This is a genomic window from Paenibacillus sp. J31P316 (genome assembly GCF_056269105.1).
In genome coordinates this window covers 175,064-200,089 of the sequence record NZ_JBWDNI010000006.1, presented here as the reverse complement: position 1 = coordinate 200,089, position 25,026 = coordinate 175,064, and the positions used below count along the sequence as shown (strand labels likewise).

Annotated in this window: 19 protein-coding genes; 11 read left to right on the top strand and 8 right to left on the bottom strand. The window is 59.2% G+C overall.

Features of this window, described 5'->3' with window-relative positions; genetic code table 11:
* Positions 1-3 precede the first annotated feature (3 nt).
* Positions 4-1,074 (bottom strand): GerAB/ArcD/ProY family transporter, encoded by a 1,071-nt coding sequence (locus tag AC0YNU_RS20025; RefSeq protein WP_475759858.1) that lies wholly within the window; start codon positions 1,072-1,074, stop codon positions 4-6.
* A gap of 206 nt (positions 1,075-1,280) precedes the next feature.
* On the opposite strand from AC0YNU_RS20025, the gene AC0YNU_RS20020 reads away from it, so the two are divergent.
* Positions 1,281-2,747 carry a serine hydrolase domain-containing protein gene (locus AC0YNU_RS20020; RefSeq protein WP_475759856.1) on the top strand — a complete coding sequence of 489 codons (1,467 nt, stop codon included), beginning with the start codon at positions 1,281-1,283 and terminating at the stop codon, positions 2,745-2,747.
* A 46-nt stretch (positions 2,748-2,793) separates the two neighbouring features.
* Here the strand turns inward: AC0YNU_RS20020 and AC0YNU_RS20015 are convergent, their stop codons facing one another.
* A complete protein-coding gene (locus AC0YNU_RS20015; protein WP_475759854.1) occupies positions 2,794-3,039 on the bottom strand; it encodes a hypothetical protein in 246 nt (81 codons plus the stop codon).
* Positions 3,040-3,179: 140 nt separating this feature from the next.
* Positions 3,180-4,460 carry an MDR family MFS transporter gene (locus AC0YNU_RS20010; RefSeq protein WP_475759852.1) on the bottom strand — a complete coding sequence of 427 codons (1,281 nt, stop codon included), beginning with the start codon at positions 4,458-4,460 and terminating at the stop codon, positions 3,180-3,182.
* Between the two features lie 436 nt (positions 4,461-4,896).
* Here AC0YNU_RS20010 and AC0YNU_RS20005 point away from each other — a divergent pair, with 436 nt between their 5' ends.
* Positions 4,897-5,682 (top strand): polysaccharide deacetylase family protein, encoded by a 786-nt coding sequence (locus tag AC0YNU_RS20005; RefSeq protein WP_475759850.1) that lies wholly within the window; start codon positions 4,897-4,899, stop codon positions 5,680-5,682.
* 170 nt (positions 5,683-5,852) lie between these two features.
* Here AC0YNU_RS20005 and AC0YNU_RS20000 read toward each other — a convergent pair whose 3' ends face one another.
* From AC0YNU_RS20000 to AC0YNU_RS19990, 3 genes are all read right to left on the bottom strand, one after another.
* Positions 5,853-6,359, bottom strand: coding sequence for a stalk domain-containing protein (locus tag AC0YNU_RS20000; RefSeq protein WP_475759849.1), 507 nt, complete (start codon positions 6,357-6,359; stop codon positions 5,853-5,855).
* Between the two features lie 980 nt (positions 6,360-7,339).
* The gene (locus AC0YNU_RS19995; RefSeq protein WP_475759971.1) at positions 7,340-10,399 is read right to left on the bottom strand and encodes a DEAD/DEAH box helicase; all 3,060 of its coding nucleotides are present in this window, start codon (positions 10,397-10,399) and stop codon (positions 7,340-7,342) included.
* 65 nt (positions 10,400-10,464) lie between these two features.
* Positions 10,465-12,159, bottom strand: a complete 1,695-nt coding sequence (locus AC0YNU_RS19990; protein ID WP_475759847.1) for an SWIM zinc finger family protein — start codon at positions 12,157-12,159, stop codon at positions 10,465-10,467.
* Between the two features lie 207 nt (positions 12,160-12,366).
* Between AC0YNU_RS19990 and AC0YNU_RS19985 the strand changes: the two genes are divergently transcribed.
* The 3 genes from AC0YNU_RS19985 (at position 12,367) to AC0YNU_RS19975 (ending at position 15,007) form a co-directional block, all read left to right on the top strand.
* Positions 12,367-13,668 carry an NCS2 family permease gene (locus tag AC0YNU_RS19985; RefSeq protein ID WP_475759845.1) on the top strand — a complete coding sequence of 434 codons (1,302 nt, stop codon included), beginning with the start codon at positions 12,367-12,369 and terminating at the stop codon, positions 13,666-13,668.
* A 132-nt stretch (positions 13,669-13,800) separates the two neighbouring features.
* Positions 13,801-14,478: a ribonuclease H gene (gene rnhA, locus AC0YNU_RS19980; RefSeq protein ID WP_475759843.1), complete on the top strand. Its 678-nt coding sequence runs from the start codon at positions 13,801-13,803 to the stop codon at positions 14,476-14,478.
* 214 nt (positions 14,479-14,692) lie between these two features.
* Positions 14,693-15,007, top strand: a complete 315-nt coding sequence (locus AC0YNU_RS19975; RefSeq protein WP_475759841.1) for a thioredoxin family protein — start codon at positions 14,693-14,695, stop codon at positions 15,005-15,007.
* A gap of 429 nt (positions 15,008-15,436) precedes the next feature.
* Here AC0YNU_RS19975 and AC0YNU_RS19970 read toward each other — a convergent pair whose 3' ends face one another.
* On the bottom strand, positions 15,437-15,589 hold the full coding sequence (locus tag AC0YNU_RS19970; protein ID WP_475759839.1) for a hypothetical protein: 153 nt from the start codon (positions 15,587-15,589) through the stop codon (positions 15,437-15,439).
* A 303-nt stretch (positions 15,590-15,892) separates the two neighbouring features.
* Between AC0YNU_RS19970 and AC0YNU_RS19965 the strand changes: the two genes are divergently transcribed.
* The 6 genes from AC0YNU_RS19965 (at position 15,893) to AC0YNU_RS19940 (ending at position 22,269) form a co-directional block, all read left to right on the top strand.
* Entirely contained in the window at positions 15,893-16,975 is a 1,083-nt protein-coding gene (locus tag AC0YNU_RS19965) for a glycoside hydrolase family 172 protein (protein WP_475759837.1), read from the top strand.
* Positions 16,976-17,273: 298 nt separating this feature from the next.
* Positions 17,274-18,554 carry a M48 family metallopeptidase gene (locus tag AC0YNU_RS19960; protein ID WP_475759835.1) on the top strand — a complete coding sequence of 427 codons (1,281 nt, stop codon included), beginning with the start codon at positions 17,274-17,276 and terminating at the stop codon, positions 18,552-18,554.
* Between the two features lies 1 nt (position 18,555).
* Complete coding sequence (locus tag AC0YNU_RS19955; RefSeq protein WP_475759833.1) at positions 18,556-19,275, top strand: hypothetical protein; 720 nt, start codon at positions 18,556-18,558, stop codon at positions 19,273-19,275.
* 17 nt (positions 19,276-19,292) lie between these two features.
* A complete protein-coding gene (locus AC0YNU_RS19950; RefSeq protein WP_475759831.1) occupies positions 19,293-20,171 on the top strand; it encodes an ROK family protein in 879 nt (292 codons plus the stop codon).
* Positions 20,172-20,578: 407 nt separating this feature from the next.
* Positions 20,579-21,361, top strand: a complete 783-nt coding sequence (locus AC0YNU_RS19945) for a phytanoyl-CoA dioxygenase family protein (protein ID WP_475759829.1) — start codon at positions 20,579-20,581, stop codon at positions 21,359-21,361.
* A gap of 26 nt (positions 21,362-21,387) precedes the next feature.
* A complete protein-coding gene (locus AC0YNU_RS19940) occupies positions 21,388-22,269 on the top strand; it encodes a helix-turn-helix domain-containing protein (protein ID WP_475759827.1) in 882 nt (293 codons plus the stop codon).
* A 188-nt stretch (positions 22,270-22,457) separates the two neighbouring features.
* Here the strand turns inward: AC0YNU_RS19940 and AC0YNU_RS19935 are convergent, their stop codons facing one another.
* Positions 22,458-24,815: an alpha-L-rhamnosidase-related protein gene (locus AC0YNU_RS19935; RefSeq protein ID WP_475759825.1), complete on the bottom strand. Its 2,358-nt coding sequence runs from the start codon at positions 24,813-24,815 to the stop codon at positions 22,458-22,460.
* Between the last annotated feature and the right edge of the window lie 211 nt (positions 24,816-25,026).

Sequence of the window (25,026 nt, the reverse complement as noted above, 5' to 3'; positions counted from 1 at the left end):
TCGCTACACCGCCTTCTTGCGCTTCCCTGCCCAAATGCAAATCAACAGCACGACGCTGGTCGCGCCGCAGATGAGACTGGAGCTCGTATAGTACGTTTGCACATGATCGTGGAACCTGACGTCCGACAGCCTGAGCTGATTGACGAAGAAGAGGAACGCGGAAATCAGAATGAACAGCCACTCGGGATGCCGCCATTTCTTCACCCACAAGGTGTGAATGATATAGATCGCCAGCGAGATGCGAATGAACGCGCCGGCTAGCCATTGATAGATGGACAAGAAGTCGGTTTGACTGAGCATGCTGCCGATGGATGCCATGCGCCATTGCTCGTAGGCCGGGTATCGCAGCAGTGCGGCTTCGAACGGGCCGAACATGGCGATGATGCCGGACAACGGACCGATCGTCAGCTCGATCAGAATCAGGACGACCGGAATGATCTTCCTGCCGGACAGCTTCCCCTTGATATCGTCCTTCAGGAAGAGCACGAGGAAGATCTCCGTGATGCCCGATGTCGTGTACCATGCGCCTTTCGCGATCGCCTGCGCCGAATTTTTGAATACGGGAAACAGGTAGTGGTAGTCTTTGACTCCGAAGTCCACGGCCATGACATAGAAGCCGAACAGCACGATCCATGGGAGGAGCAGGCCATTGGTGACCGCGATCGCGGCCAGCCCTTTTCTTGCCGTGTAATAACAGATGCCGAGGAGACACATGCCGACCACCCAAGGCGGAGTATAGGTCAAGTAGGTCGTATTCGACCACACGATCGTATCCCGTATGCTGATGCTTGCCTGAACGGAGAAGTAGACAGTGAATAGAAGCGTGAACGGCAGCCATACCAGCAGATTTGTTTTATCGCTCACCCAAGTAGAGAGAGAAGAAGGAATACGGTTGTAAATATACACGCACAGCAAGCCTAGGAGCACGGACGGAATGATGGCGCACAAGACGGAAATCCAGGCATCGCGTTTCGCGGTATCCAGCAGGATCGGGATCATGATGACATGGTTGGAGATGCCGATAAACGTGATCAGCAGCGTTCCCAACTGAAAGGCGGTGATTTTTCCGTTCATCCCGGTCGGATCCTCCTTTCGCTCTTCGTGTGTCTAAGATTTCCCAAATGGTGAAATTTATGCACGTCCGTCCGGTCCGAGGCAGCAAGCACACGCAACCGGCGAATAGGAAACGGAGACGGCTGATCGTATTTGGTTATCTTTCATGATCTGGTATAAAAGGATAATATAGAGAGAAAAGAGGCGAAGAAAGGAGGGTGCCAAGCATGGGGAACCTGGCTCCCTTGACGAGAGCGACGCCGGAGGCGCAAGGCATGTCCTCAGCCGCGATTATCGGGTTTCTGGACGCCTTGCGAGAGCGGAATTTAGAGGTACATAGCTTCATGGTGCTGCGGCACGGACAGGTCGTGGCCGAAGGGTGGTGGGATCCTTATGGTCCTGAATACCCGCATGCCCTATACTCGCTCAGCAAGAGCTTTGTTTCGGCGGCGATCGGCTTCGCGATTGCGGAGGGCCTTCTGTCATTGGACGACCGAGTAATCGATTTCTTCCCGGACGACGTACCAGAGCCGGCATCGGATGACTTGGACGCGCTGCGTATACGGCATCTGCTCATGATGAGTACCGGGCACGAGGAAGTTGTGAGCACATGGGGTTCGGAAACGGATAATTGGGTCGAGCTGTTTCTCCAAGCGCCGATTGCCCATCCACCGGGTACGCGATTCATGTACGACAGCATGGATACCTATATGTTATCCGCCATCATCCAGCGTGTTACCGGGCAGCCGCTGCTCGCCTTTCTGGACAAGCGCTTGTTCGTTCCGCTCGGATTGTCTCGAACTTCTTGGGAGACCTGTCCGCGCGGGATCGAAGGCGGCGGTGTCGGCATGAGTCTCACGACCGAAGATATCGCCAAATTCGGCCAATTGTACTTGCAAGGCGGCGAATGGGAGGGGAAGCGGATTCTCCCCGTCGATTGGATCGAAGAAGCGACCTCATATAAAATATCGAATGGCGACGCGGGGACGGACAATGATTTCGAGCAAGGCTACGGCTATCAATTCTGGCGATGTCAACACGGCGCGTACCGGGCAGATGGCGCATTCGGTCAAGTTTGTATCGTCATGCCGGAGCAAGAGGCGGTCATCGTCATGACCTCGGGTCTGGAAGATAAGAGGGCGCTGTTGAACACCGTCTGGGACATGCTTTTACCGGCCATGTCTTCTGATGCGCTGGAACCGGACGTAATAGGGAATGCCGTATTAGCGGAACGGATCGAAGCATGGCGAAACGCGATCCCGCAGCAGGAGCTGTGTTCCCCTCATGAAATGCGCATCGGTGGACATGTCTACCAATTGGAGCCGAACGGGCAGCTAATGGAGACGATATCCTTAGGCTTCGCCGATCAGGATGCTATACTCACGCTGCGTAATGGCTACGGCGAGCAGTATATACGTTTGGGTCGCGGAGCATGGACGTCGGGCAGGCTGCGTTTGGCGGTATGGGGACTCGAGACGGAACAGCGGGTGGAAGGCAGCTTTACGTGGAGTGACCCTGAAACGATGGACATTCGGTTGATGTTCGTGGAGACCGCATTTCATTTTCAACTCACTTGCCGCCTGAGCGGGAGAGAGACGTTCATGGAGCTTCGCTCCAACGTCTCCTGGGATTGGGAACCCAACCGTATCACGATGCGCGGACAAATAAATGAGAGTATGACCAAGAATGGCTAGCAGATATAGAAAAGGAGGCGCAGCAGCTGCACCTCCTTTTGACGTTCTAACTATTCGTGTATGCCAGCTTGTCTTGTTCGCTTAGCGTGTAAAATTTACTAAAACTCCGGAAAATAGTCGTTCCATCGGCAATTCGAACGGAATGATCATTATAAGACTTTATTGTCGAGATGGGTCTTAAGCGCATGCGGTCTTGGAAGGCTTCGATCGGTTCCTTGTGCATCATCGCCAATTCTAAATCTTGATCCGTAATCAGTTCTTGTTTTGCGGTAAATAGAGGTTTGTTAGCCAAGATTCAGTCATCCTCCAAAGGAACTCTGTTTAGGAACTCAATGATACATGAGTATGACGTACAAAGCAATTTATTAGAAATTGCCGGGCTGCGGGATGAGGGCTGATTATGAAGGGCGCCGGAGCTTATGCGGCTTGCTCTTAAGCAGTCTCTGTTTTGCGCGGAGGCTCCTCAAGCTGATTGAACATCATATTGTAGATGCCGGCCGACAGCACGGCCAGCAAGGCGAGCAGCGCGAACGTCCATTGGAAGCCGATCCAGCCGGTGAGCGGGATGGACATCGGCGCGATGGTGCGTCCGAGCGTGAAGCGCAGGCTTGCCGCCGCGAAATACTGCCCGCGCATTTCCTCCGGCGCGAGCCGCGCGATGAACGCCTGCTGCGGTCCGGCGGACATCAGCTCCGCGAGCGTGAAGACAGCGATCGCTGCCGTGAAACCCCAGAACGTCGACATATTGCTGAACAGCATCATGCCGGCAGCGTAGAAGAGCGCGCCGCCGATGAATACGACTCGGTCGCGGTACGTTGCCATCCATTTGGTCACGACGACCGTGAAGACGGCGACGAATAAGCCGTTCTCCGAGACGATGAGGCCGAATAGCTGCTGTCCGGTCATCGTCAGGTTCCAGTCGCGAAACGAGAAGATCGTCGTCTGCGCGACCGTTTCCTTCAGGAAGACCGGGAACAGCAGGTCTAACTGCATGAACGTCTGCGCCAGCAGCACGCCAGCGATGCTGAATAGCAGAAACACGCGGTCCGTGGCGATGACCCGATAATCGCGCAGCTGCGCGGTAATGGAGCCGTACCAAGGCGAGCCGTCCGTCGTCCGGTGCCGTTCGGCGACGATCGCGGGGCGCGTCTCGCCGAGACGGCGGCTCATGACGAGCGCAAGCGCCGCGCACACGACTGCCGCTGCGCCAAGCACCGCATACGGGTTGTCCGAATACAGGAGCGAGCCCAGCAGCGGTCCGACGACGACGGCCATATTGGCGGCCGTATAGAAGATGGCGAACACATTGGATTGATCCTTCTCGTCCACGACATCCGCGACCATCGCTTGGCTGGCCGGCCAATACAAGGAGCCGAACAGGCTTGCGAGCGTGAAGCTGGCGAAGCCCGCAATCGGCAGGTCTACCCAAGGCGAAGCCGCGATGGCGAAGAGTCCGTAGCCGAGCGCTTGTCCGCCTGCCGCGATCACCATCATCCGCTTGCGGCCGAACCGATCCGCGCAGTAGCCGCCAACCAGGTTGGCCAGCACGGACAGCAGCTGCGACAGGACGAGCAGAACACCGGTCCAGCCTTTGCCGAACGCGGCCGTAAAATAAATCGACAAGAACGGAAAGAACGTCCAGAAAATAACGTTGAACGCCGCTTCGCCGCCGAGGCGGATTTTTAAGTTGATGTCCCAATCTCTGATTCTCATATTTCATTCCTTTTGTTGTAGGGTATGCGGCTCAATGGATGAGCTTCATCATTATACACGTTCGGGTATACCCCGGGAACAGCAGGGCTTTATCGCAGCAATGCTTTAGTGGAGCTTTCGAGAGGGTTTTTGGGGCGTTTGGGGAGGCGGCGCGAAGCATGTTGGGAGCTCTTGCGAAAGCGTTGGAAAGCTTCTGGAAAGGCTAATGAGAAGATTATGATAAGCTAGTATAAAGCTAATGAAAAGCTAATGAAAAGAAACTAATCAAAAGAAGCTAATGAAAAGCTTATGTAAAGTTTATGAGATACCAATGGGACTACTCTGGAACTCCCTCTGGAAAGCTTCTGAACAGCATGGAAAAAGTAACAGTGGCCTCGTTTCGCGCTCCTGTCGTAAAATAAAGCTACGAAGAAGCGAAGACAGCGGGGGATCGGCAATGAAGAAGCGTAAAATCCTTGTCTTGTGTGCCACGCTGCTATTTATGGCGGCGTCGCTCTCCATAACGGCCGATCAGCTGCTGCAGTTCAAGCGGACGGCCGTATTCGCGTCATCGCCTGCAGAGGCGGAACGCATTCCGGTGCTCTGCTATCATTCGATTGCGGACAACGGAGCAGGAAACGAATATGTCGTCTCGCCGGATGCGTTCCGCCAGCAGATGGCTTGGCTGCACGATGAGGGTTATCGCAGCATCACGATGGAGGAATTCGGCGCGATCCTGTCGGGGGAGGAATCGTCTGATGGCAAGGAAGTGCTCATTACGTTCGACGATGGGTACAAGAATAATTATACGGCTGCGCTGCCCATACTGAAGCAATACGGCTTCCAAGCGACGGAATTTCTCGTCACCAGCTGGGTCGGCGGCAAGGACTACTTAACATGGGATCAGGTCAAAATGATGCATACCGCGGGCTGGGACATCATGGCGCACACGCGCACGCATCCGTACTTGCCCTTGCATACGGCCAAGTCACAACGGGATGAGATTGCCGGCTCCAAAGCGGCGATCGAACGGAACCTCGGCACGGAGGTGACCGCGATTGCTTATCCGTACGGCCTGCGCAGCGAAGAGACGATGCGGATCGCCAAGCAGAGCGGTTACGTCTACGCGTTCACGTTCGACGACGGATGGACCACGAGCGAGCAAAATCCGTATTTATTGAAGCGTTTGTTTATTTCCGGGGGTCATGACCTTGCGGATTTCCAGCGTAAAATGCATGCTTAACTGCTTGCTACTTGCTTATAGTTCAAACCAGTAGGCTCATGCGTCTAAGCATTCATGAATTTTCAGCGCTCAAAACTCACACGATGAAGCTCATATCGAAGAAAGAGGCCGACGGGAATTCCCGTCGGCCTCTTCATATAAGTGCAGTAAAATTGTTGTTGGAGTGTTGATTATTTGCCCATCATTTTCGACAGCGTGATCGTCCAGTCGAGCATGTTGTAATCGAGGTCCCAGCCGAGCTGCATCGAAACGGGGCGCAACGGCACCATGATGCGGCCGTCGTCGTTCATGATGACCTTCGATCCGAGAGCGACGCCAGCGCCGTTGACGTCCATCGCTTCGCGTCCCAGCCAGATCTTCAGCACGTCGTCGCCGATCTTGACCTGCGTGGCTCCGGTCTTATCGTCCCACACGACTTTAGCGCCGACGCCTTCCGCCAGAGCGCGTACAGGCACGTAAACGATGCCCTTCCACAGAATCGGAGTCGTATCCATGCGTTTCACGGTACCGTCAAGATTCAAGAGGGTGTCGTTCACTTTCAATTGGACCACATACTCTTTCAGCGGAGCGGAAGGCTGCACGTTATCCGTTGTCGGAATGGAATCGGCGTTCGCCATCGCAGGGGTCAGCAGGCTCAGGGCAAGCACGGTCGGAAGGATCAACTTTTTCGTTTTCAATTACGTCACGCTCCTTGGTTGGATATGAGTGGGCCTAGCTTAAATTGCCGGGTGCAGCTAAGTGAAGCGGAGCGCAATGTTGGATCCATGAGAGGAAATTAACCTTCTGAGCTGCAGATTGATCCAAATCGCCTATGTGCATGGCGAAAACTGGGTAATGAGGACGTGTCTGCCATGTATTATGATGTTACCCAGGTAAATTTGGCCTGAATCAATGACGTTCATATTGGGCCTTTACAAAACAAAAAGGATGGCAGCTGGGCCATCCTGAGGAAGGTTAATGGGGTTGATCATGCGGGTGGGTTAACAGGCTGCATGTAGAGAAACCGCTGTATTTAAAGGGAGTTCAGCAAGCGGCGGAAGCTGCCGATCGTTCAATGGGAATTTGGGCTGATGCATAACGGTTGCCAGCGTTGCTAATCCACAAAAAATACAGCTAAATAAACGCTAACGGTTATAAGCGACGTTATTGCGCGCTGAAGAGCTGATTTGCACGCAAAAACCTAGCAATAAGCCTTCTGGCAACCATTAGCTTTACAGAATGGGCATATCGAGCCGATTAGTCATCCGTACAACCGTTAGCTGTAGAGTGTTTGGGTTCAACTTCGCAAGTATGACTATAATTTCTTGCATCGGCACTCAGCAACCTATAGAGTTCCGCGATTTTTGATTTTCTCGACACTCTGAAGAGGTGCACGGGGTGCACCTCTTGTTCGAAATTAAGCGTGTTGGCGGTCATGTAGCGCACAGGGTGCAGTATATGACCCGAATTCCGCGTATTCGCGGCGATGTAGTGTACTGGATGCAGTGCATGACCCGAATTCAGCATATTGGCAGACATGTAGTGTCCTGGGTACAGTACATACTTCGAATCCCGCGTATTGGCGGCCAAGTAACGCACCGAGTGCAGCAGAACGGCCCGAAAAGCTGTCCAAAAGCAGCTTTCTACGCGTGGCCGGGTCCGTCCGCTCCGCCTACGATCAGACCGACCATTCACGCCGCAGCGTGAACAGGTCTCGCAGCGCATCCGTCGACATCTCCGTGATCCAGCCTTCGGAGCTCGTAATGACGTCGTCGCTCAACTGCTGTTTGCTCTCCAGCATCTCGTCGATGCGCTCCTCCAGCGTGCCGAGCGAGATGAACTTGTGCACTTGCACGTCGCGCGTCTGGCCCATTCGGTAAGCGCGGTCCGTCGCCTGGTTCTCCACCGCCGGATTCCACCACCGGTCGAAGTGGAAGACATGGTTGGCCGCGGTCAGGTTGAGGCCGACGCCGCCTGCCTTGATGGACAGGATGAAAATGTTCGGCTGCTCCGCTTCCGGCAGGCTGCGGGACTGGAACTCGTCGATCATCCGGTCGCGCGCCGTCTTGGACGTGCCGCCGTGCAGGTAGAGCACGGGCTCGCCGGTTTCCCGCGCCAGCACGCGCTGCAGCATCTGTCCCATGCCGATGTACTGGGTGAAAATCAAGCATCGCTCGCCTTCCTCGCGCAGCTCCTTCACCATATCGAGCAGCCGCTCCAGCTTGGCGGACCGGCTGATGAGCGCAGCCGATTCGGCCGCCGCCTCATCCTCGTCGTCGGGCCAAGGAACCGCTTCTTTGGTGAGCAGCACGGGATGGTCGCACAGCTGCTTCAGCTGCGTGAGCGCGGAGAGAATGGCGCCTTTGCGCTGCATGCCCTCCAGCTTTTTCACGTTCTCCATCAGCTCGCTGACGGTCTGTTCATACAGCGCGCTCTGCTCGGCGGTGAGATGGATGTACGTCTTCATCTCGTTTTTCTCCGGCAGGTCGAGCTGGATGGAAGGATCCTTCTTCTTGCGCCGCAGCATGAATGGCTTGACCAGCCGCTGCAGCTCTTGCGTCCGCTTCTCGTCGCGTTCCCGTTCGATCGCTTGGCTGAACTGGTCGCCGAAGGCGCGTGCGCTGCCGAGATAGCCCGGATTGGTAAAATCATAAATCGACCACAGTTCCGACAGCCGATTCTCGATCGGCGTACCCGTCAGCGCGATACGGTGACTCGCCGGGAAGCTCTTGACGGCGGCCGCCTGCTTCGTGCCGGCGTTCTTGATGTTCTGCGCCTCGTCGAGGCAGATCGCCGACCAGCCGTAGCTGCTCAGCATCTCCTGATCCAGCGTCGCGGTGGCGTAGGAGGTGAGCACGAGATCGGCTTCCCCGGCTGCCGCGAAGAAGGCTTCGCCGCTCAACCGCTTGCTGCTGTAATGGAGCAGGATGCGCAGCGACGGCGCGAAGCGGCTAACCTCCTTCTGCCAGTTGCCGAGCACGGAGGTCGGGCAGATCAGCAGCGATGGCCGGCGCTCGCCGGCTGCCGCGGCTTCGGAAACATGCAGCAAATACGTAATGAACTGGATCGTCTTGCCGAGGCCCATGTCATCGGCCAGGCACGCGCCGAGTCCGAAACGCCGCAGGAAGGCGAGCCAGGCGAACCCGTCGCGCTGGTAGCTGCGCAGCTCTGCCTGCAGCGAGGCCGGGACCTCGATCGCCGGCCATTCTCCTCCGGAGAGCTGCTCCATCAGCTTCGAGAGATGGGCGTTCAGCTCGACCTCGACGGGAATCTCCTCGTCTTCCTGCTCATTCGCCTCCGGTTGGCCGTTCCGGCTGGCGATTGCCGCCGATCGGAAGGCTTCGCCGGCCTGCCTCCGCAGATGCAGCTGGAGCACGTCCTGGAAGGAGAGCCCCTTCTGCGGATTGATGCCCGCCATCGCTTTGCGGATCTGCGCCAGCAAGGAAGGATCGAGCGGCACCCATTGGCCGCGGAACTTCACGAGCCGCTCGCCGCGGGCGACCAGCTCCTTGAATTCGTCCTCGCTCAGATCGACGTCGCCGATGGAAAAACGCCAGTCGAAGTCGATGAGCGCATCGAGGCCGAAGAAGGACTTTTGGCCGCTGCCCGCGCCTTCGCCCGTCGCGGCCGCCCCTTCGCCGGGGCGGATCTTCGCGCGGACGCGCGGCTTCTTTCGGCTGGCTTCCTCCCACCAGCCGGGGAGCAGCACCTGCCAGCCGGCGGTGAGCAGCCGCGGGCTGTCGACGGTCAGGAACTGCCACGCGGCCTCGTCGGTCAGCGGGGCGTTCAGGGCATCGGCGGGGCTGCCGGCAAGGCGATCCGCCGGCAGGCTCGCCTGCATATGCGCGAGCCAGGACGCGGAGCGCTCGCGCACATGCGGCGTCCAGCCGGAGGGCCATGTCCCGAAGGCTTCGCCGTCCATGGCCAGCCGAACCGGCACGAGCTTCGCCGGTTCGAGCTTGTCCTGCAGCATCAGCGCGAGGCGCCAGCCGCCCTCGGCGTCCTCGGGCTCCGACAGCTGCAGGAGCGGCCGGAACGGCAGGGTGTCGGCCTTCCAGCCGGCGGCGACGAGCCACGCGCGCTCGTCCATGCCCGCGGCGGCAGCGGCGCGGTCGCGCGCGAAGAGCATCGGGAAGTCGCGGCGCAGATCGCCCGCGGCTTCTTCCGTGCTGTAATAGCGCTGGAACACGGCGGCGGAGAACGTCGCCTGCAGGCCATCGGCGAAGGCGGCGGACGTATCGCCGTCATCGTCCGCTCCCGCAGTCTCGCCTTCCCAATCGCCGTCATCGTCGGCTCCGCTAATTCCGTCGTTCTCGCCGCTGTTAATCGCGCCGCCGTTCATGGCACCTCCGGCCGCCCTGCCGCCGCTGCCGAGCAGCGCCTGCAGCGCTTTGCGCGTTCGCATGTCGAGCGCTTCCGGGTCCCAGGTCCAGCGCAGCTTGCCGGCCTTGTAGGCCACGAAGCTCGGCATGAATTTCCTCTCTTCGATGCAGGCTTGGAGCCCCGGCGCGATCGCGACGAGGAGAGAGGCGTCGCCTTCGAACTGCCAGTCGATATGCGACATCAGCAGGCTGCGCTCCGCGAAGAACGGAATGACCATCTCGGCAGGCAGCACGACCAGCTCCAGCTCGTCCTGCAGCTTCTCGATGTCGAGCTCCGTTCCGTAGAAGGACGGCTCATGCCAAGCGAACAGGCGCTGTTTTACCAGCAGCCCGCTCGCATAACCGGAGGCGGGCATGGCGCCGTAGATGAGCGCGTCGCCTTGCTCCGACAAGCTTGTTTGGATGTTTAACGTTTCGGTGCTCATGCCAGCAGGCCTCCTTTACGCAATTCTTCCTGCAGGGCGCGAAGACGGCTGTTCCGGCTCGCGAAGGCGGAAAAGAACTGTTCCCAGCGCTCCTCGCGCTTGAGGCGCGCGTACAGCTTGGCGAGCCGCTTGAGCAGCTTCACCGCCGCCTTGTAGCCGTCGCGGTTCTTCTGCAGCACGTACCGTTCCACGGCCTGATGGTAGAAAGGCAGCAGCAGCTCCGGCGCTTCCTTCTCGATCGGCTTCAGCACGCCGACGCGGAACGAGAGCGGCTCGTTGCCGCTGCACATTTGATAATCGATCCAGCGCGCCCATTCGCCGTGCGCGACCAGCGCTTCCTCGTAGATGACGCGGGAGAAAGGCAGCATCGCCGTCAGCGTGCGCCACATGGCGGGCAGCGCTTCCGGCAGCTGCTCCACGACGACAGACCAGTAGTCGCCGTACGGCGCCAGATCCTCGCCGCGGAAGCCGACCAGCAGCGGGCCGGTCTTCTCCAGCCAGCCGCGCAGCCGCTCCCATTGCTCTGCCCGGTTCATGACATCCAGCAAGGGCATGAGATACTCGGCCTTCAGCATGAGCTTATTGCCGCCCGCGGCAATCAAGTCGAGCGCCTCTCCGTCACGCGCCAGATAGATCCACAGCAGGGACTGCGCAAGCGTCCAGTTCAGCAGCGACAGCGATGGGCCGAGCTCCTGGCGCGCGGCTTGCAGCTTCCGCAGTTCTTCCTCGTACATCGGCTTGCTGCCGACCGACTTGGGGCCGAGCCAGCTCAGCCAAAACGCCCGGTAGAGCGAGGCGAAGCCGTTCAATGTCTTATCTTCCGTCAGCATTCGTTCCCGCAGCCAATCCGCCGTATCCAGCAGGCGGCCCCAGTACGCCGAATCCTCGGAAGAAATCGCCAGCTCGTCCGCGAACAAACGCCGTGCCTGCATGAGCAGCCCATCCAGCGCGAGCTGGGTATGGTAGCCCATGAACAGTCCGGATTGGCGCCAGTCCGCTTGGGCCGGCTTCACCATCTGCTCCAGCACGAACAACACCGCGTGGAGCTGGAAAAGCTGCTCCAAAGCATACGGCAGCTCGGGCCGCATTGCCTGCAGGTCGGCCATCAGGTCGCTGACCTCCTGCGCGGTGCGGATATTCATCTGCAGCGGACCCCTCCGCAGACGGAAGCGTTCATGCCATTCCGCCACGGGGAGCTCGGTCAGCTCCTGCTCCGTCAGCATCGGACGGGAAGGGCGCAGCGCGGGAGCGCCCATGCGGGCCGGCTTCTCCGTTCCTTTCGCGGCAACGGCAGCCGCCGTTGCGGCTGCGCTCGTGACCGCCCCTTGCTGCTGCGATGCCTGGTTCATGTTCCGCACCGTCATGCGCGCATTGACGAGCGCCTGAATCGGCCGTCCGCACAGCTCCGCGTACCGCAGCAGCGCCGCGACGATATGGTGGCAGGTGCGATCCAGCGGGCAGGAGCAGGCGCTTCGGCCCAAATCCCCGAGATCCGCGGAGATATGGCAAATCCGGGTGTCCTGCACGCTCGCATCCAACAACTCTCCGCCGTCCTGCAGCTCGAGCGACTCCACGCGTCCTTGCTTGTAATATTGAAAACCGCGAATGATCGTCAGTTCATCGAAATGCGCGGCAACGCCCTCAAGCAGCGCGCGCCACCCCGCGTCGTCCAGCAAATAGTCCGTTTCCATCCGTCGTCGACTCCCATTCCCGTAGTCGTTCTAGTATAAACGTCCATCTATTATACCAGTTCTTCCAAGCCGGAGTCCCCTGAAAACGGCTTATTTTTCGGCAGCCGATCCCCGGTTCTTCCATGACGGATGACATTTTCCTGAATAGGGGAAAATAAGGGCATTACCGGCAGGGGCCGCCCCTTTGCCTTCGGGAGGACAACGAGCATGGACAAGCTCTTCAAGCTGCAAGACAGGGGGACCTCGGTCGGGACGGAAATCATGGCCGGCATCACGACGTTCCTGACGATGGTCTACATTGTCATCGTCAATCCCGGCATCCTGAGCAAAACGGGCATGGATTTTCACGGCGTCTTCATCGCCACCGTGCTGGCCAGCATCGTCGCGACGCTGATCATGGGGGTGTTCGCCAACTATCCGATCGTGCTCGCCCCTGGCATGGGATTGAATGCGTATTTCGCGTTCACGGTCGTCTCCCCGGATGACGGCGTGACGTGGCAGATCGCGCTAGGCGCCGTATTCGTCGCGGGCCTGATCTTCATCCTGCTGTCGCTGACGGCGTTTCGCTACATGCTGCTGAACGCCATTCCGGCGAGCCTGAAGCATGCCATCACGGCTGGCATCGGCCTGTTCATCACGTTCATCGGCCTGCAAAACGCGGGCATTATCGTCGACTCTCCTTCGACGCTGCTCACGCTCGGCGATCTGACAAGGCCCATGACGGCGTTAACGATGGTCGGTCTCTTCGTGTCGCTGATCCTGATGGCTTACCGCGTGAGGGGCTATCTGTTCGTCGGCATGCTCGTGACCGCGGTCATCGCGCTGAGCATGGGACAAATGGATATGCCCTCGAATATCGTCGCGATGCCGAGCGGCCTGAACGATACGGCATTCCGGCTGGATATCTGGGGCGTGTTCGAGAAAGGCCTCTATGCCGTCATCTTCACCTTCCTGCTCATTACGCTGTTCGACACGACGGGCACGATGCTCGGCGTCGCGGAGCAGGCCGGGCTGCTGAAGGACGGCAAGTTCCCGCGCTCCCAAGGCGCGCTCCTGGCGGATGCGACCGGAACCTCGGTCGGCGCGCTGCTCGGCACGAGTCCGACATCGGCCTACATCGAATCCAGCGCCGGCGTCGCGATCGGCGGCCGGACGGGGCTGACGGCGGTCGTCGTCTGCGTGCTTCTGGCCCTGACGCTGTTCTTCTCGCCGGTCGTCGCCGTGCTTTCGGGCGTCCCCGCTATTACGGCGCCGGCGCTGATCATCGTCGGCTTCCTCATGCTGGACGTCATGCGGCGGATCGAATGGAATGAGCTCGAGGAAGCTTTTCCCGCGTTCCTGATCGTCGTGCTCATGCCGCTCACGTACAGCATCGCGACGGGGATCGGCATCGGGTTCATCGCGTATCCGCTGCTGAAGCTGCTCCGGGGCAAGGCCAAAGACGTGCATCCCGTGTTCTACTTGTTCGCGGTGCTCTTTTTCATTCAGATCGTCTTCTTCACCTACTGACCCATCGACGTCGTTTGCGGGGCGGGCGTCATGAAATTTCGCCGGCGTGGAGGGTTTTGCGGGCCGTCCGTCGAAACGATGTAATCCCATCCCGCGCGGACGGGGAGAATGACGCAGAAGAAGGTGCGGATAATGGCCAAGGGGAAATTTTACGTTGTCTGGGTCGGTCGTCAGCCGGGCGTATATACCAGCTGGGGCGAATGCCAGGAGCAGATCAATAAGTTCGACGATGCCAAGTTCAAATCGTACGAAAGCCGGTCGGAGGCGGAAGAAGCGTACCGCGGCGGCTGGAAGAAGCATTGGGGACAGGGCGCGGCCGGGGCCAAAAGCGGCTCGGGCGCCGCGAAGAGCGGAAGCGGGCAATTCCGCCGTAAGACCGCGGGGACCGGGGACGAGCCGGGCGAAATCGATTACGACAGCTGGTCCGTCGACGTCGGGACGAGCGGCAATCCGGGCCCGGTCGAATACAAAGGCGTGGATACGCGCACGGGCGAAGTGATTTTCGCGGTAGGGCCGGTGAAGAAGGGCACGAACAACCTCGGCGAGTTTCTCGCCATCGTGCATGCGCTTGCGCTGCTGAAGCAGCAGGGCAGCAATAAGACGGTGTACAGCGACTCCATGAACGCGCTCAAATGGGTCAAGCAGAAGAACGTCTCCACCACGCTGCCGCGCGATGCATCGACGGAGGAAATCTGGGTCATGGTCGACCGCGCGGTCCGCTGGCTGCAGACGAACACGTACAGCAATAAGGTGCTAAAGTGGCAGACGAAGGTGTGGGGCGAGATCAAGGCGGATTACGGGCGGAAGTAGCGGTGGTATTTGGATGCGCCGCACTGCTTGCTGAGGTCTTTCTGTTGTTTACCGCTCGCCGTTAATCCCATTAATCGTTAACGCGATTAGAGGATGCAAGCTGTGATGGCGTTGGGCTTTCATGACTCATGTCGGCAACCTAAAAAGCTTGTCGTCCGTTCGAGAAAGGTGTACATTCGAACGAAGACGTGAGCAGAAAGGCGGTGCCGGCGAGATGGCCCTGGAGGAAATGTCGGAGCGGGAATGGCTGGGGCGGGCCAAAATGCCGCATGAAGCGGTGTTTTTCTTCACGCCGCTATGCGGCACCTGCAAGATAGGATTGCGCATGCTGGAGATTGTCCAGGCTGCGGGCGTCGACGTGCCGATGGTTAAAATCAACATCAACTTCGCTCCCGCCCTCCGAGACGGCTGGCGCATCGCAAGCGTGCCGGCGCTCGTGCTCGTGCAGGACGGCGAACCGGTGCAAACCGAATATGCCATGCAGTCGGTGGACTCGCTGTATCGGCTGCTGAAGGCGTTCACCCCGTAGTTGGCGGGGGGAGCGCTTTTTTTGTTATGCAGTTGGCGGATGCAAGATGCCTGGTGCCTGTGCCGGGAAAGAATACGCTTATTCGCCGCGGGTGGCATCTCGGCAGGCTTTATGCGGCCAGGTCCAGAGGAAGGCAGCGCTGCAAGCAGCTCGCACGGTTCCCCATACGGCTTGCGGTCGGCCTCTAGGTCCGTCTCGCCGAAATAGCTGCAAATATGCACTTATTTTTATGTGTCATCGCTATTACGGCTGAATAAATGCAAATATGCATCTATTTTCTGGATGATCTGCTGAAATGGCTCGAAACGGCCAGATTAGATGCAGATATGCAGTTATTTTTGATTTTCGAGCGATTTCGTTGGAAATAACTGCAGATTTGCAGTTATTTGTTCCTTCACCGTACGTCGCACATCGCAGGCCGACTATTTGCTAGGAATGCTCGCGCGTCTCGTCCTGCGGGTGGTGTATGGCTACGTCCTCTCTATGCGAGTCGTCCGGCACGCCGCCTCCGGCACCCCGCTCCGGCACCCCGCTCCGGCACGCCGCCTCCGGCACGCCGCTCCGGCACGCCGCCTCCGGCACCCCGCTCCGGCACCCCGCTCCGGCACCCCGCCTCCGGCACGCCGCTCCGGCACGCCGCTCCGGCACGCCGCTCCGGCACGCCGCTCCGGCACGCCGCCTCTGGCACACCGCTCCGGCACGCCGCTCCGGCACGCCGCCTCTGGCACACCGCCCCCGGCGCCCCGTCCAAGCGCCACCTTAGCCCTATTTTCGCCATTATTCTACGAAAAGTCGTTGACATGCCGTGCCCGGCAGGATAGCATAGGTCCCATATTCAACCATAAAAGCGGTTACATTCAAAGTTGTAAAGGAGAGGGAACGACGATGGTTGGTTTCAACGGTTTGGATATGGGCATGGGCAATCTGGCGAGGCTGTCGGACGCGAAGAGCCGGTCGATCAGCGCGGAGAACTTCACGGGCGAGGCGGGCAAAGGCGGCATGGCTACCGAGGGTACCGGCGCAGGCTGCGCGCGCGATCTAGGTCTCGGCTGGAAGGTTTCGCCTTCCGTCGCTATCGAGGCAGGCGAGACGTTTACGATGGCGGACATCGCGGGTCCGGGCGCCATTCAACATATTTGGCTGACAAGTGCTCCGAACGTATGGCGCAACTTTATTCTGCGTATCTACTGGGACGGCGAGGAGACGCCTTCCGTCGAAGCGCCGATCGGCGACTTTTTCTGCAACGGCTGGCAGGAGCGCTGCAACGTGAATTCGTTCCCGGTCGCCGTCAATCCGGCAGGCGGCATGAACTGCTACTGGCAGATGCCTTTCCGCAAGTCGGCGCGCTTCACGATGGAGAACGCGTCGCCGGATAAAGCGGTGCTATACTACCAAATCGACTATACGCTGACGGAAGTGCCTTCCGACATGGCCTACTTCCACGCGCAGTGGCGCCGCACGAATCCGGTGCCTTACAAGGACGTGCACACGCTCCTCGACGGCGTTCAGGGCAAAGGCCATTACGTTGGCTGCTACCTGGCTTGGCAGGTGAACAACACCGGCTGGTGGGGCGAGGGCGAGATCAAATTCTTCCTCGACGACGACAAAGAATTCCCGACGATCTGCGGCACGGGCACGGAGGATTACTTCGGCGGCGCGTGGAACTGGGAACATCCGCAGGGCGAATACGGCACGTATTCCACGCCGTTCCTCGGCATGCATCAGGTCATTAAGCCGGACGGGCTGTATCGCAGCCAGCAGCGCTTCGGCATGTACCGCTGGCATGTGCAGGATCCGATCCGCTTCGAATCCGGCCTGCGCGTGACGATCCAGGATCTCGGCTGGCGCTCCGGCGGCCGTTACCTCCCGCAGCAAAGCGACATCGCTTCGACGGTCTTCTGGTACCAAACGGAGCCGCATGCGTCGTTCCCCGAGCTGCCGGGCAACGACGAGCGCGAGGTCATCTAACCGCGCAATCTTTTGGAATCTCGCGCGTCTCCGCGTGCGAGGCGAAGATGCGTGACGATACTCGGCGGGCGGGGTTAAGTGACGGCGCGTGACGGCATTCCGCCTCATTCCGCCTCATGGGAAACGCCTGCGCCGGGCTTAAGCCTCGGAGCAGCTCTTCCGCCGCACGCCCCCCAGTACGATAGCATCCGATTCGAGCGTTCCGCGGCAGTCGCCGCGCGGGCGCTCGTTTCTGTTTCCGGGCGAAAACATGCTATGATTGACGTATCCTAAACCTTGGAAAACAGGAGATGTTGGCATGCCGGTGCGCGCGCGCTTTTCAAAGAAATGGCTGCTGTTGCTGCTGCTGTACGCAATCCTTGCAGCGGCTTACGTATGGTACACCTCGCCGAATAACGTGCCTGCCGCCTACAAAGGCACGGCTGCGGATCCCGCGACGTATTTTACCTCGCAGCAGCTGAAGGACAGCGAAGTGCTGAACCCGATCCGCAACTGGATTTTCTTCACGAGCATCCCTTGGGAGTGGCTGATTTATCTGTTCCTGCTCTCCGGCGGGCTGGCCAGGTATTGGCGCAATGCCCTCGAACGGAGCGGACTCCCGCTCGCCGTCAGGTTCCCGCTGTTCGTCCTGCTCGTGGATTTGGCTTCCTTCGTGCTGTATTTGCCCCTGCGGATCTTCAGCTATTGGTTGTCGAAGCATTACGGCATTACGACGCAGCCGGCTGCGGGCTGGATTCGGGATAAGCTCGTGTCGTTCGGCGTCGGCTATCTGACGATGCTAGCGGTGTCGATCGTCGCGTTCTGGATTTTGTCGCGGCGCGGCCGGTGGTGGCTGAAGCTGTGGCTCATCTCCGTGCCGTTCACCGTCTTCATGATGTACGTGGAGCCGGTGATCATCGATCCGCTGTACAATCGTTTCACGACGTTGTCCGACCCGCAGCTGGAGGCCAAAATCCTGGACCTTGCCGCCAAAGCGGACATCCCCGCGGACCGGGTGTACGAGGTCGACATGTCCAAGAAAACGAACGCGATCAACGCCTACGTCACGGGCATCGGCTCCTCGCTGCGCATCGTGCTGTGGGACACGACGCTGAAGCAGCTGACGGAGCCGGAAATCCTGCTCATCATGGCGCATGAAATGGGCCATTACGCCATGCATCATCTCGAATGGAGCGCCGTCGGCGCCGTCGGCTCCTCGCTTGTCGTCATTTGGCTGGGCGGCGGGATCTACGTCTGGTGCCTTCGCCGTTGGGGAGAAGGCTGGGGCATTCGCAGCCGCTCCGACATGACGGCGCTGCCCTTGCTGCTGCTCATCATGGCGGTGCTCTCCGTCGTCTCGCTGCCGGTCAGCAACGCGGTCTCCCGCCATGCGGAATCGTCGGCGGACGCGTACGCCATGAAGCTGCTGAACACCTCGGAAGGCGAGGTGTCCATGCAGCAGAAGACGGGCGTCATTACGCTGAGCGACGTCAATCCGCCGCTGCTCGTGCGCTGGTTCCGCGACGATCATCCGAGCGATATGGAGCGAATCATCGCCGCGATGGATTTCGCCAAATCCCATGGGCAGGCGGGATCCTAGCATGACGGACAACGGGGAACGCGTCAACGTATCGCTCTACTTGCTTGCGGGGCTGGCGACGGCGCCGCAATTCATGGAGAGCTTTCGCGTCGCATTGCATGATATAATGGAGCGAGAAGGCTTCGGCGTCAGGACGTCGCAGCTGCTGTTTCCGTACGGCGACTGGAGCCGCCGCGCCATTCCCCAGCTGTGGGAAATCAGCCGCGACATGCGGCTAAGCGCGGGCCGGTTCGGCCGCTCCATCGGGGGCAGCCGGGCGGTGGACATGATCGGCTCCGGATGGACGCCGGGTCCGGGACCCGGCGATCGCATCGTGCTGATCGGCCATAGCGGCGGCGGCGTCGCGGCCGTTCATGCGGCCTGGCAGCTGATGGACCTGATCGGCGGACCGCCGATTCCGGTCGTCATGATCGGCTCGCCCCGCTGCCGCATTCCGGAGGAATTGCGGGCATCGGTGCTGTTCGTTTACGCGGGCGCGGCGGAGCACGAATCGCCCCGGCCCGTAAGACCGTCCGATGCCGTTGCCCGGCTCGGCACGTTCGGCGGCGGCTGGATGCGCGGGACGGACAAGCATGCACCGCTGTTCAACAGCGGCGTGCCGATCATCGGGAAGCACGCGGATTATTTTCGCGAGCGGGAGCCTTATGTGAATGCGCTTGGATTGACGAATCAGCGGCTTACGCTGGACGTCGTCTGGCCATGGTTGAGAGAGAGAATCTAGAGGAGGACGAGTGAGGCATGCGTATTGGAGCAATTGAAGCCGGCGGCACGAAGTTCGTTTGCGGCATCGGTAATGAGAATGGCGAGATTCTAGATCGAGTGAGCTTTCCGACGGAGCGCCCGGAAGTGACGCTGGCGAACGTCGTGGCATATTTCCGCGATAAAGAGGTCGAGGCGATCGGCATCGGTTCCTTCGGACCGCTCGACATCGATCCGGCGAGTCCGACTTACGGCTACGTTACGACGACGCCGAAGCCGGGCTGGGGCAATTATCCGTTCCTGCCCGAGCTGCGCAAAACGTTCGACGTGCCGTTCGGCTGGGACACGGACGTGAACGCGGCGGCGCTCGGCGAAGCCACATGGGGAGCGGCAGCGGGCCTCGACAGCGTGCTTTACTACACGATCGGAACGGGCGTCGGCGTAGGCGTATATACGGAAGGCAAGCTGGTTCACGGCCTTGTTCATCCCGAGGGCGGACATGTGCTGACGCGCCGTCATCCGGAAGATACGTACGAAGGCTTCTGCCCGTATCACGGCGACTGCCTGGAAGGCATGGCGGCTGGCCCTGCGCTTGAAGGCCGCTGGAAAGTCAAAGGCAGCGAGCTCGGCGTCGATCACGCGGCTTGGGAGATCGAGGCGTTCTATATCGGACAAGCGGTTGCGAGCGCAGTGCTGCTAATGTCGCCGAAGAAAGTCATCCTTGGCGGCGGCGTCATGCACCAGATGCAGCTTTTCCCGCTGATCCGCGAGCAAGTGCGCAAGAATCTGAACGGCTACGTCAGCGCGGAAGCCTTGCTTGCCGGCATCGATGACTACATCGTGCCGCCGGGCCTCGGCGACAATGCCGGCCTCAGCGGCTCGCTGGCGCTTGGTCTGCGCGCGCTTGGCGCGAAGTAATAAAGGCATCGGCAAGTAATTCATGCCGCTAAATGCAACGCAAAGAAGCAGCCCTCGGGCTGCTTCTTTGCGTTTAAATGAGCTGCCGAAGACAGCAACGCATACAGCCCCGGAAGGCGCTATCGCGCTCATCCCGGGGTTCCTGGTTAATTTTGCTCCGTTAACGATCGCACGTACCGCAGCGCTGCTTCGGAAAGCCTCCTCCCAGCGGTCGGCAGCGATTCGACGACGATCAAACATCTAAGAATAAGAGCACAGGAATGAAGTGCCTTGACGGCACGGAAGCGAAGCTTTTTTCTTCGCACAAATAAACAAAAACCCCACGCACGCACAAAGACATTCCCGGCGAATCGAGTGATAATGACAGGGAAAGAAAAACTCAATTCAAGGGAGGACTCAGGCCCATCATGGAGAAAATAAATACAATCGAACACTGTTTGGACGCCCTGGGCGTTTCGGAAAATTTATTGTCGGAGCAGGAGAAGCAGGACTTGGACGAAAAGGGATATACCGTCTTTCATGGTCTGATGGATCCGACGTGGGTGGAGCGGATGCGCGAAAGCTACGAACGGATCATGGAGGCGGAAGGCGAAGGTGCCGGAGCTTTGGACGGCAACAAGGAAGCCGGCGCTCGCCGGCCCAGCAATTTGGTTAATCAAGGGGAAGAGTACGATTTGGTTTACACGCACCCCAAGGTGCTAGCCGCCGTCCATTACGTGCTCAAACGCGGGATCAAGCTGTCCAACTTCTGCGGTCGCGATGCGTTGCCGGGCATGGGGCAACAGGGGATGCACGTCGATTGGCACGAGCCGCTGGAAGAAGGCCAGCCGTTCCACGCCGTCAACACGGTGTGGCTGCTCGATGACTTTACGGAAGCGAACGGGGCCACGCGGGTCGTACCGGGAAGCCACAAGTGGACGGGCCCGATGGACAACCACTATAAATTCAAGGATAGGTACGAGAAGCATCCGCAGCAAGCACTGCTCGAAGAGAAGGCAGGCTCCGTTGCCATCGTCAATCTGCATCTGTGGCACAGCGGTACCCAGAACAATACCGACAAACCGCGGCGAGCCCTGTTTGCGCACTTCAACGCCAGGGAGCACGCGGCTCACATCGATCACAAGAAGTTTATCCAGCCGGAGACGTTAGCGCGCATCTCCGAGCCGGCCAAATATTTGCTTGAGCTGTAGAAGTACACAACGAGGGAGGCGAAAGATTGCGATCCGACGATACGGGTTATCCGTCTCCTTTTTTTCGCTTCTCTCTGCGCTACTGCATGGCTCCTGGCGAAGTTCACGGGCCGCGTATTACCTATATTCCAACCTTGAACCTGATTGAATCCGGCGAAGGAGAATTGATTACCGAAAGCGGGCGGCATGTGCTGCGCCCCGGAATCCAGATCTATATGGTTCCCGGCAAGCGTCATGCCTGGAAGGCGTCGGAGGACAATCCGTTCGTGTACCGCATCGTTTATTTCGAGTGGAACTATCGGGAGCGGCCAGGGTGCATTTATCCGAGCGATTTTTTGGCCGACCCGAATTCGCGCTTGATTGAAGATTTTATCGAGCCGCCGATTGCTCGGGAGTTTCCTGAATATATCGTGCTGGATGATATGAAGGAATGGATTCGCAAATTCACGCTAATCCATTCCAATTACGAAGTGTACGACCGTAGCCGGTTTCCCGGATCGCTGCGTATGCAGGGGGACTTTCTGCTTTTTCTGGACTATGTACTGAACGTGACGATGAAACCGCAAGATTATATGGACAGGCATGTCCGGCGTTTTGTCAAAGCGATTGCCGAAGGCGACAGCGCGCTGCTGCAGGGCACCGTCGAGGAATGGACGGCTGCCAACGGCGTCAGTCGCAGTCATTTTCATCATCGATTCAAGCAGCAGATGAACGCCACGCCGCACGCCTATTTGACCAGTCAGCGCATCGTCCGGACGTTTAAGGATCTGATCGGCAAATCTGCCACGATTACCGCTATCGCCGAGAAACACGGATTTCGCTCCGTGCACCACTACACCAAGCTGTTCCTGAAGGAAACCGGGCTGACGCCGGGCGCGTTCAGGCGCAGAAACCATGTGAGCGGCTGAGCCAAAGTTAAGAATTGCAAGCGATTATCGAAGATCGCCGCTTTTAGCCAACTGCTGAACAAAAACCCGTAAGAGGGACACTTTGAAAAAGTGACCGCTTACGGGTTTTTGTCGCTTCGTCGGTCCGGTTCAATTGCGCCGCGGTGTCAATGAACCGCTGTCGTAGTCCGTCATGCCGATCTCTCCTATTACTCCCATACCTGCAGCTGCTTGCCGCTGCGGTTCTCGATGCTGACGGCGAGCGTAGGCGGCGCCTTCAGGCGATAATAGATCGTGTCGTTCTCCATGCGCCAGCTGAGCGCGATGTCGCCGGCCGGCGTCGGCATCATGCCGCTGCAGGAGGCAAGCGCATTATCCGTGAAGACGACGGTCAACTCGCCCTGATTTCGGTCCAGCGAGTGGATGCCCAGGGCATCGCGGTAAAGCGCGCGCACCACATGGGAGGCGAAGCCGTGGTTGCAGCTTGCCTGCGTGCCGTTATGCTCCCACAGCGTGCCCGTGCGAGCGGCCATTTTACCGAAGAACGCTTTGATCTCCTCCAGCAGCTGGGCGGACGCGCCGTGGCGCGACAGCAGCTCCATCCGCAGGTAGTAGCCGATGAAAGCGTTGGCCGGATGAACGTCGCGAATATCGGCCACGTAGGGCTCGTCCGCATGCCGCGAAGGACTGAAATCCTTTATCAGGCTCTCGAACCAGACCGGCAGCTCCTCCGCGTCCGCGATGCCGAAGTACGCCGCGTAATATTGGCAAACCTCCGTGCGGTGATCCGTGATCTCAATCTCGCCTTGCTCGTCTTCGACCGCCTGATCCACGAAGAACGCACCATCGAAGGAATGCTCGCGCACCGTTTGCTTGACGGCCTCTGCTTCCTCCAAGTACGCTTCCTCGCGATAGATTCGTCCAGCCGCAGCCAAAGCCGCCGAATAGAGCATGTTGGTCGGGTAATTGATGCCGCTAATGAATTCGTTGGCCTTCGACCATTCGATGAATACCCAGCTCTCGAGATTCTCCAGCAGCCCGAACTCGTTGCGGAAGCCCGCGAAATAGCGGAACAGCGCGTCCACCCGCGGACGCAGCGCCGCGATCGTTGCTTCATCGCCACCGCGATCGCGGAACTCCTCCAGCTGCAGCACGAACCAGAGCGCCCAGTTCGGAATGAACACCCCGTCGTTATGGTCGGCGGGATAACACATCGGAATCATGCCCTCGGGCAGGAAAGCAAACGAATCCGGCAGCAAGTAGTTCTCGAAGAAGTTGCGTTCGATGATGGAATCGCCCGTTAAATCGGCTTCGACCCTGGCGGTGAAGAAGCTGTCGCACAGCCAGCCGGCCCGTTCGCGGGACGGGCAGTCCATGAAGACGTCGACGGCGTTCTGCCGGAACGATTCGCGCGCCGCTTCGAAGATGGCGTTCAGCGTCTCGTCCGAGCTGACGAAGGTGCCGCGGTCCGCGTTCGGATTGGCGTACTCCCGGATGGACGAGCCCGTTATCAGGCAGTCGCCCTCCAATACGAGCACCTTCAAATATTGCAGCGTATACGGCTCGAGGCTTTCGAGCGAATAGGTTCCCGGTTCGCAGGCCGCGTAGATCACGTTGGCGACGTCCAGGCGAAGATGGTCGACATCCCCGTCGTCCGTGAGGATCTCGTCGAACGTCAGCGCGATCCGAGACTTCGCGGATACCGTGAATTCCAGGCCGACGAATCCCGTCAGGTTGCGGTCGAAGGCGAGTAGCGCCGCTTCCCCGGCTTGAAGCGGGAGCGACTGCCCTTCATAGCGCTTCGCTTCCCGGTTCCAGCCGGTCATCGTCAGCTTGCCGATCTCATCGGTCGGCAGAAGCGCAAGCTCCTCGATCGGGTAGCCTTTGAAAGCAGGACCGACCCCGCTCAAGGAACGGTCGCGCCAAGGAGGCGCCGGCGAATCGGATACGGCGAAACGACCTGTCGCCAGGATATCCGTCGGCAGGGCAACCGCGAAGCGGGGATAGCCGACGCGGCGGGGCAGCAGCTGCTTATCCGCCGCGAGCTCCCACTGCGCAGGGGCTGCAGGCAGCGCCGCCGAGCTCCGCCAATCATGCACGCCCGGCGTGAATTCGTAGGCCTCGATAAAGGCGCGCTGGAAGCTGTAGCGCTGCACGTTGCGCACGCGCTCCGGCAGCACGAAGACGTCGAACGGATGCTCGTCGCTGCCGGTGGCCGCTTCGATCCGTCCGCCTTGCTCGATCTCTGCCTGCACGAAGGACGGCTGATCCAACGTATAGAAGCTGTTCACGTTGTAGCCGGCTGTCTCGATCGCGACATAGTTGTCTCCGCCGCTTAAGTAAGGAGCAAGGTTCCATTCGTCGACGCGGTAATAACCGTGCGGACCTGTCGCCGGGCCGTGCCCGCAGAATAGACCGTTGACGAATACGCGGTAACGGGACGAAGCCGTGACGCGCACGAGCGCGGACGATTGCCGGTCGGACCCGAACCGGGCCCTGATGCCGCAGGTAACATTCATTGATTCCGCGAGGCCGGCAGGCCAAAGCGGAAGAGCTTCTTGAAACACATGAATCCCTCCAATCAGGAATGACTACTCCCATCGTACGCCCGCTTTTTCGGCAGTGCAAGGAGAATCGGGACAAGCTCCGGCAGTAAGGCTGCCGGAGCTTGTCGGATGAGGCGAAATATACGTTGCATTAGAGCGGAGACAGCCATTGTATCTGAGAGAGGGCTTCGCTCGGGCTGTGCCGTTGCGCCCTGTTTAGCATCTCATTCAG

Excerpts from the sequence above, each read along its gene's own strand:
- AC0YNU_RS19965 (WP_475759837.1), top strand. The coding sequence starts at position 15,893 with ATGGTTGGTTTCAACGGTTTGGATATGGGCATGGGCAATCTGGCGAGG.
- AC0YNU_RS19960 (WP_475759835.1), top strand. The coding sequence starts at position 17,274 with ATGCCGGTGCGCGCGCGCTTTTCAAAGAAATGGCTGCTGTTGCTGCTG.
- AC0YNU_RS20005 (WP_475759850.1), top strand. The coding sequence starts at position 4,897 with ATGAAGAAGCGTAAAATCCTTGTCTTGTGTGCCACGCTGCTATTTATG.
- AC0YNU_RS19955 (WP_475759833.1), top strand. The coding sequence starts at position 18,556 with ATGACGGACAACGGGGAACGCGTCAACGTATCGCTCTACTTGCTTGCG.
- AC0YNU_RS19995 (WP_475759971.1), bottom strand. The coding sequence starts at position 10,399 with ATGCCCGCCTCCGGTTATGCGAGCGGGCTGCTGGTAAAACAGCGCCTG.
- AC0YNU_RS20010 (WP_475759852.1), bottom strand. The coding sequence starts at position 4,460 with ATGAGAATCAGAGATTGGGACATCAACTTAAAAATCCGCCTCGGCGGC.
- AC0YNU_RS20025 (WP_475759858.1), bottom strand. The coding sequence starts at position 1,074 with ATGAACGGAAAAATCACCGCCTTTCAGTTGGGAACGCTGCTGATCACG.
- AC0YNU_RS20020 (WP_475759856.1), top strand. The coding sequence starts at position 1,281 with ATGGGGAACCTGGCTCCCTTGACGAGAGCGACGCCGGAGGCGCAAGGC.
- rnhA (WP_475759843.1), top strand. The coding sequence starts at position 13,801 with ATGGCCAAGGGGAAATTTTACGTTGTCTGGGTCGGTCGTCAGCCGGGC.
- AC0YNU_RS19945 (WP_475759829.1), top strand. The coding sequence starts at position 20,579 with ATGGAGAAAATAAATACAATCGAACACTGTTTGGACGCCCTGGGCGTT.
- AC0YNU_RS19950 (WP_475759831.1), top strand. The coding sequence starts at position 19,293 with ATGCGTATTGGAGCAATTGAAGCCGGCGGCACGAAGTTCGTTTGCGGC.
- AC0YNU_RS19985 (WP_475759845.1), top strand. The coding sequence starts at position 12,367 with ATGGACAAGCTCTTCAAGCTGCAAGACAGGGGGACCTCGGTCGGGACG.
- AC0YNU_RS19975 (WP_475759841.1), top strand. The coding sequence starts at position 14,693 with ATGGCCCTGGAGGAAATGTCGGAGCGGGAATGGCTGGGGCGGGCCAAA.
- AC0YNU_RS19990 (WP_475759847.1), bottom strand. The coding sequence starts at position 12,159 with ATGGAAACGGACTATTTGCTGGACGACGCGGGGTGGCGCGCGCTGCTT.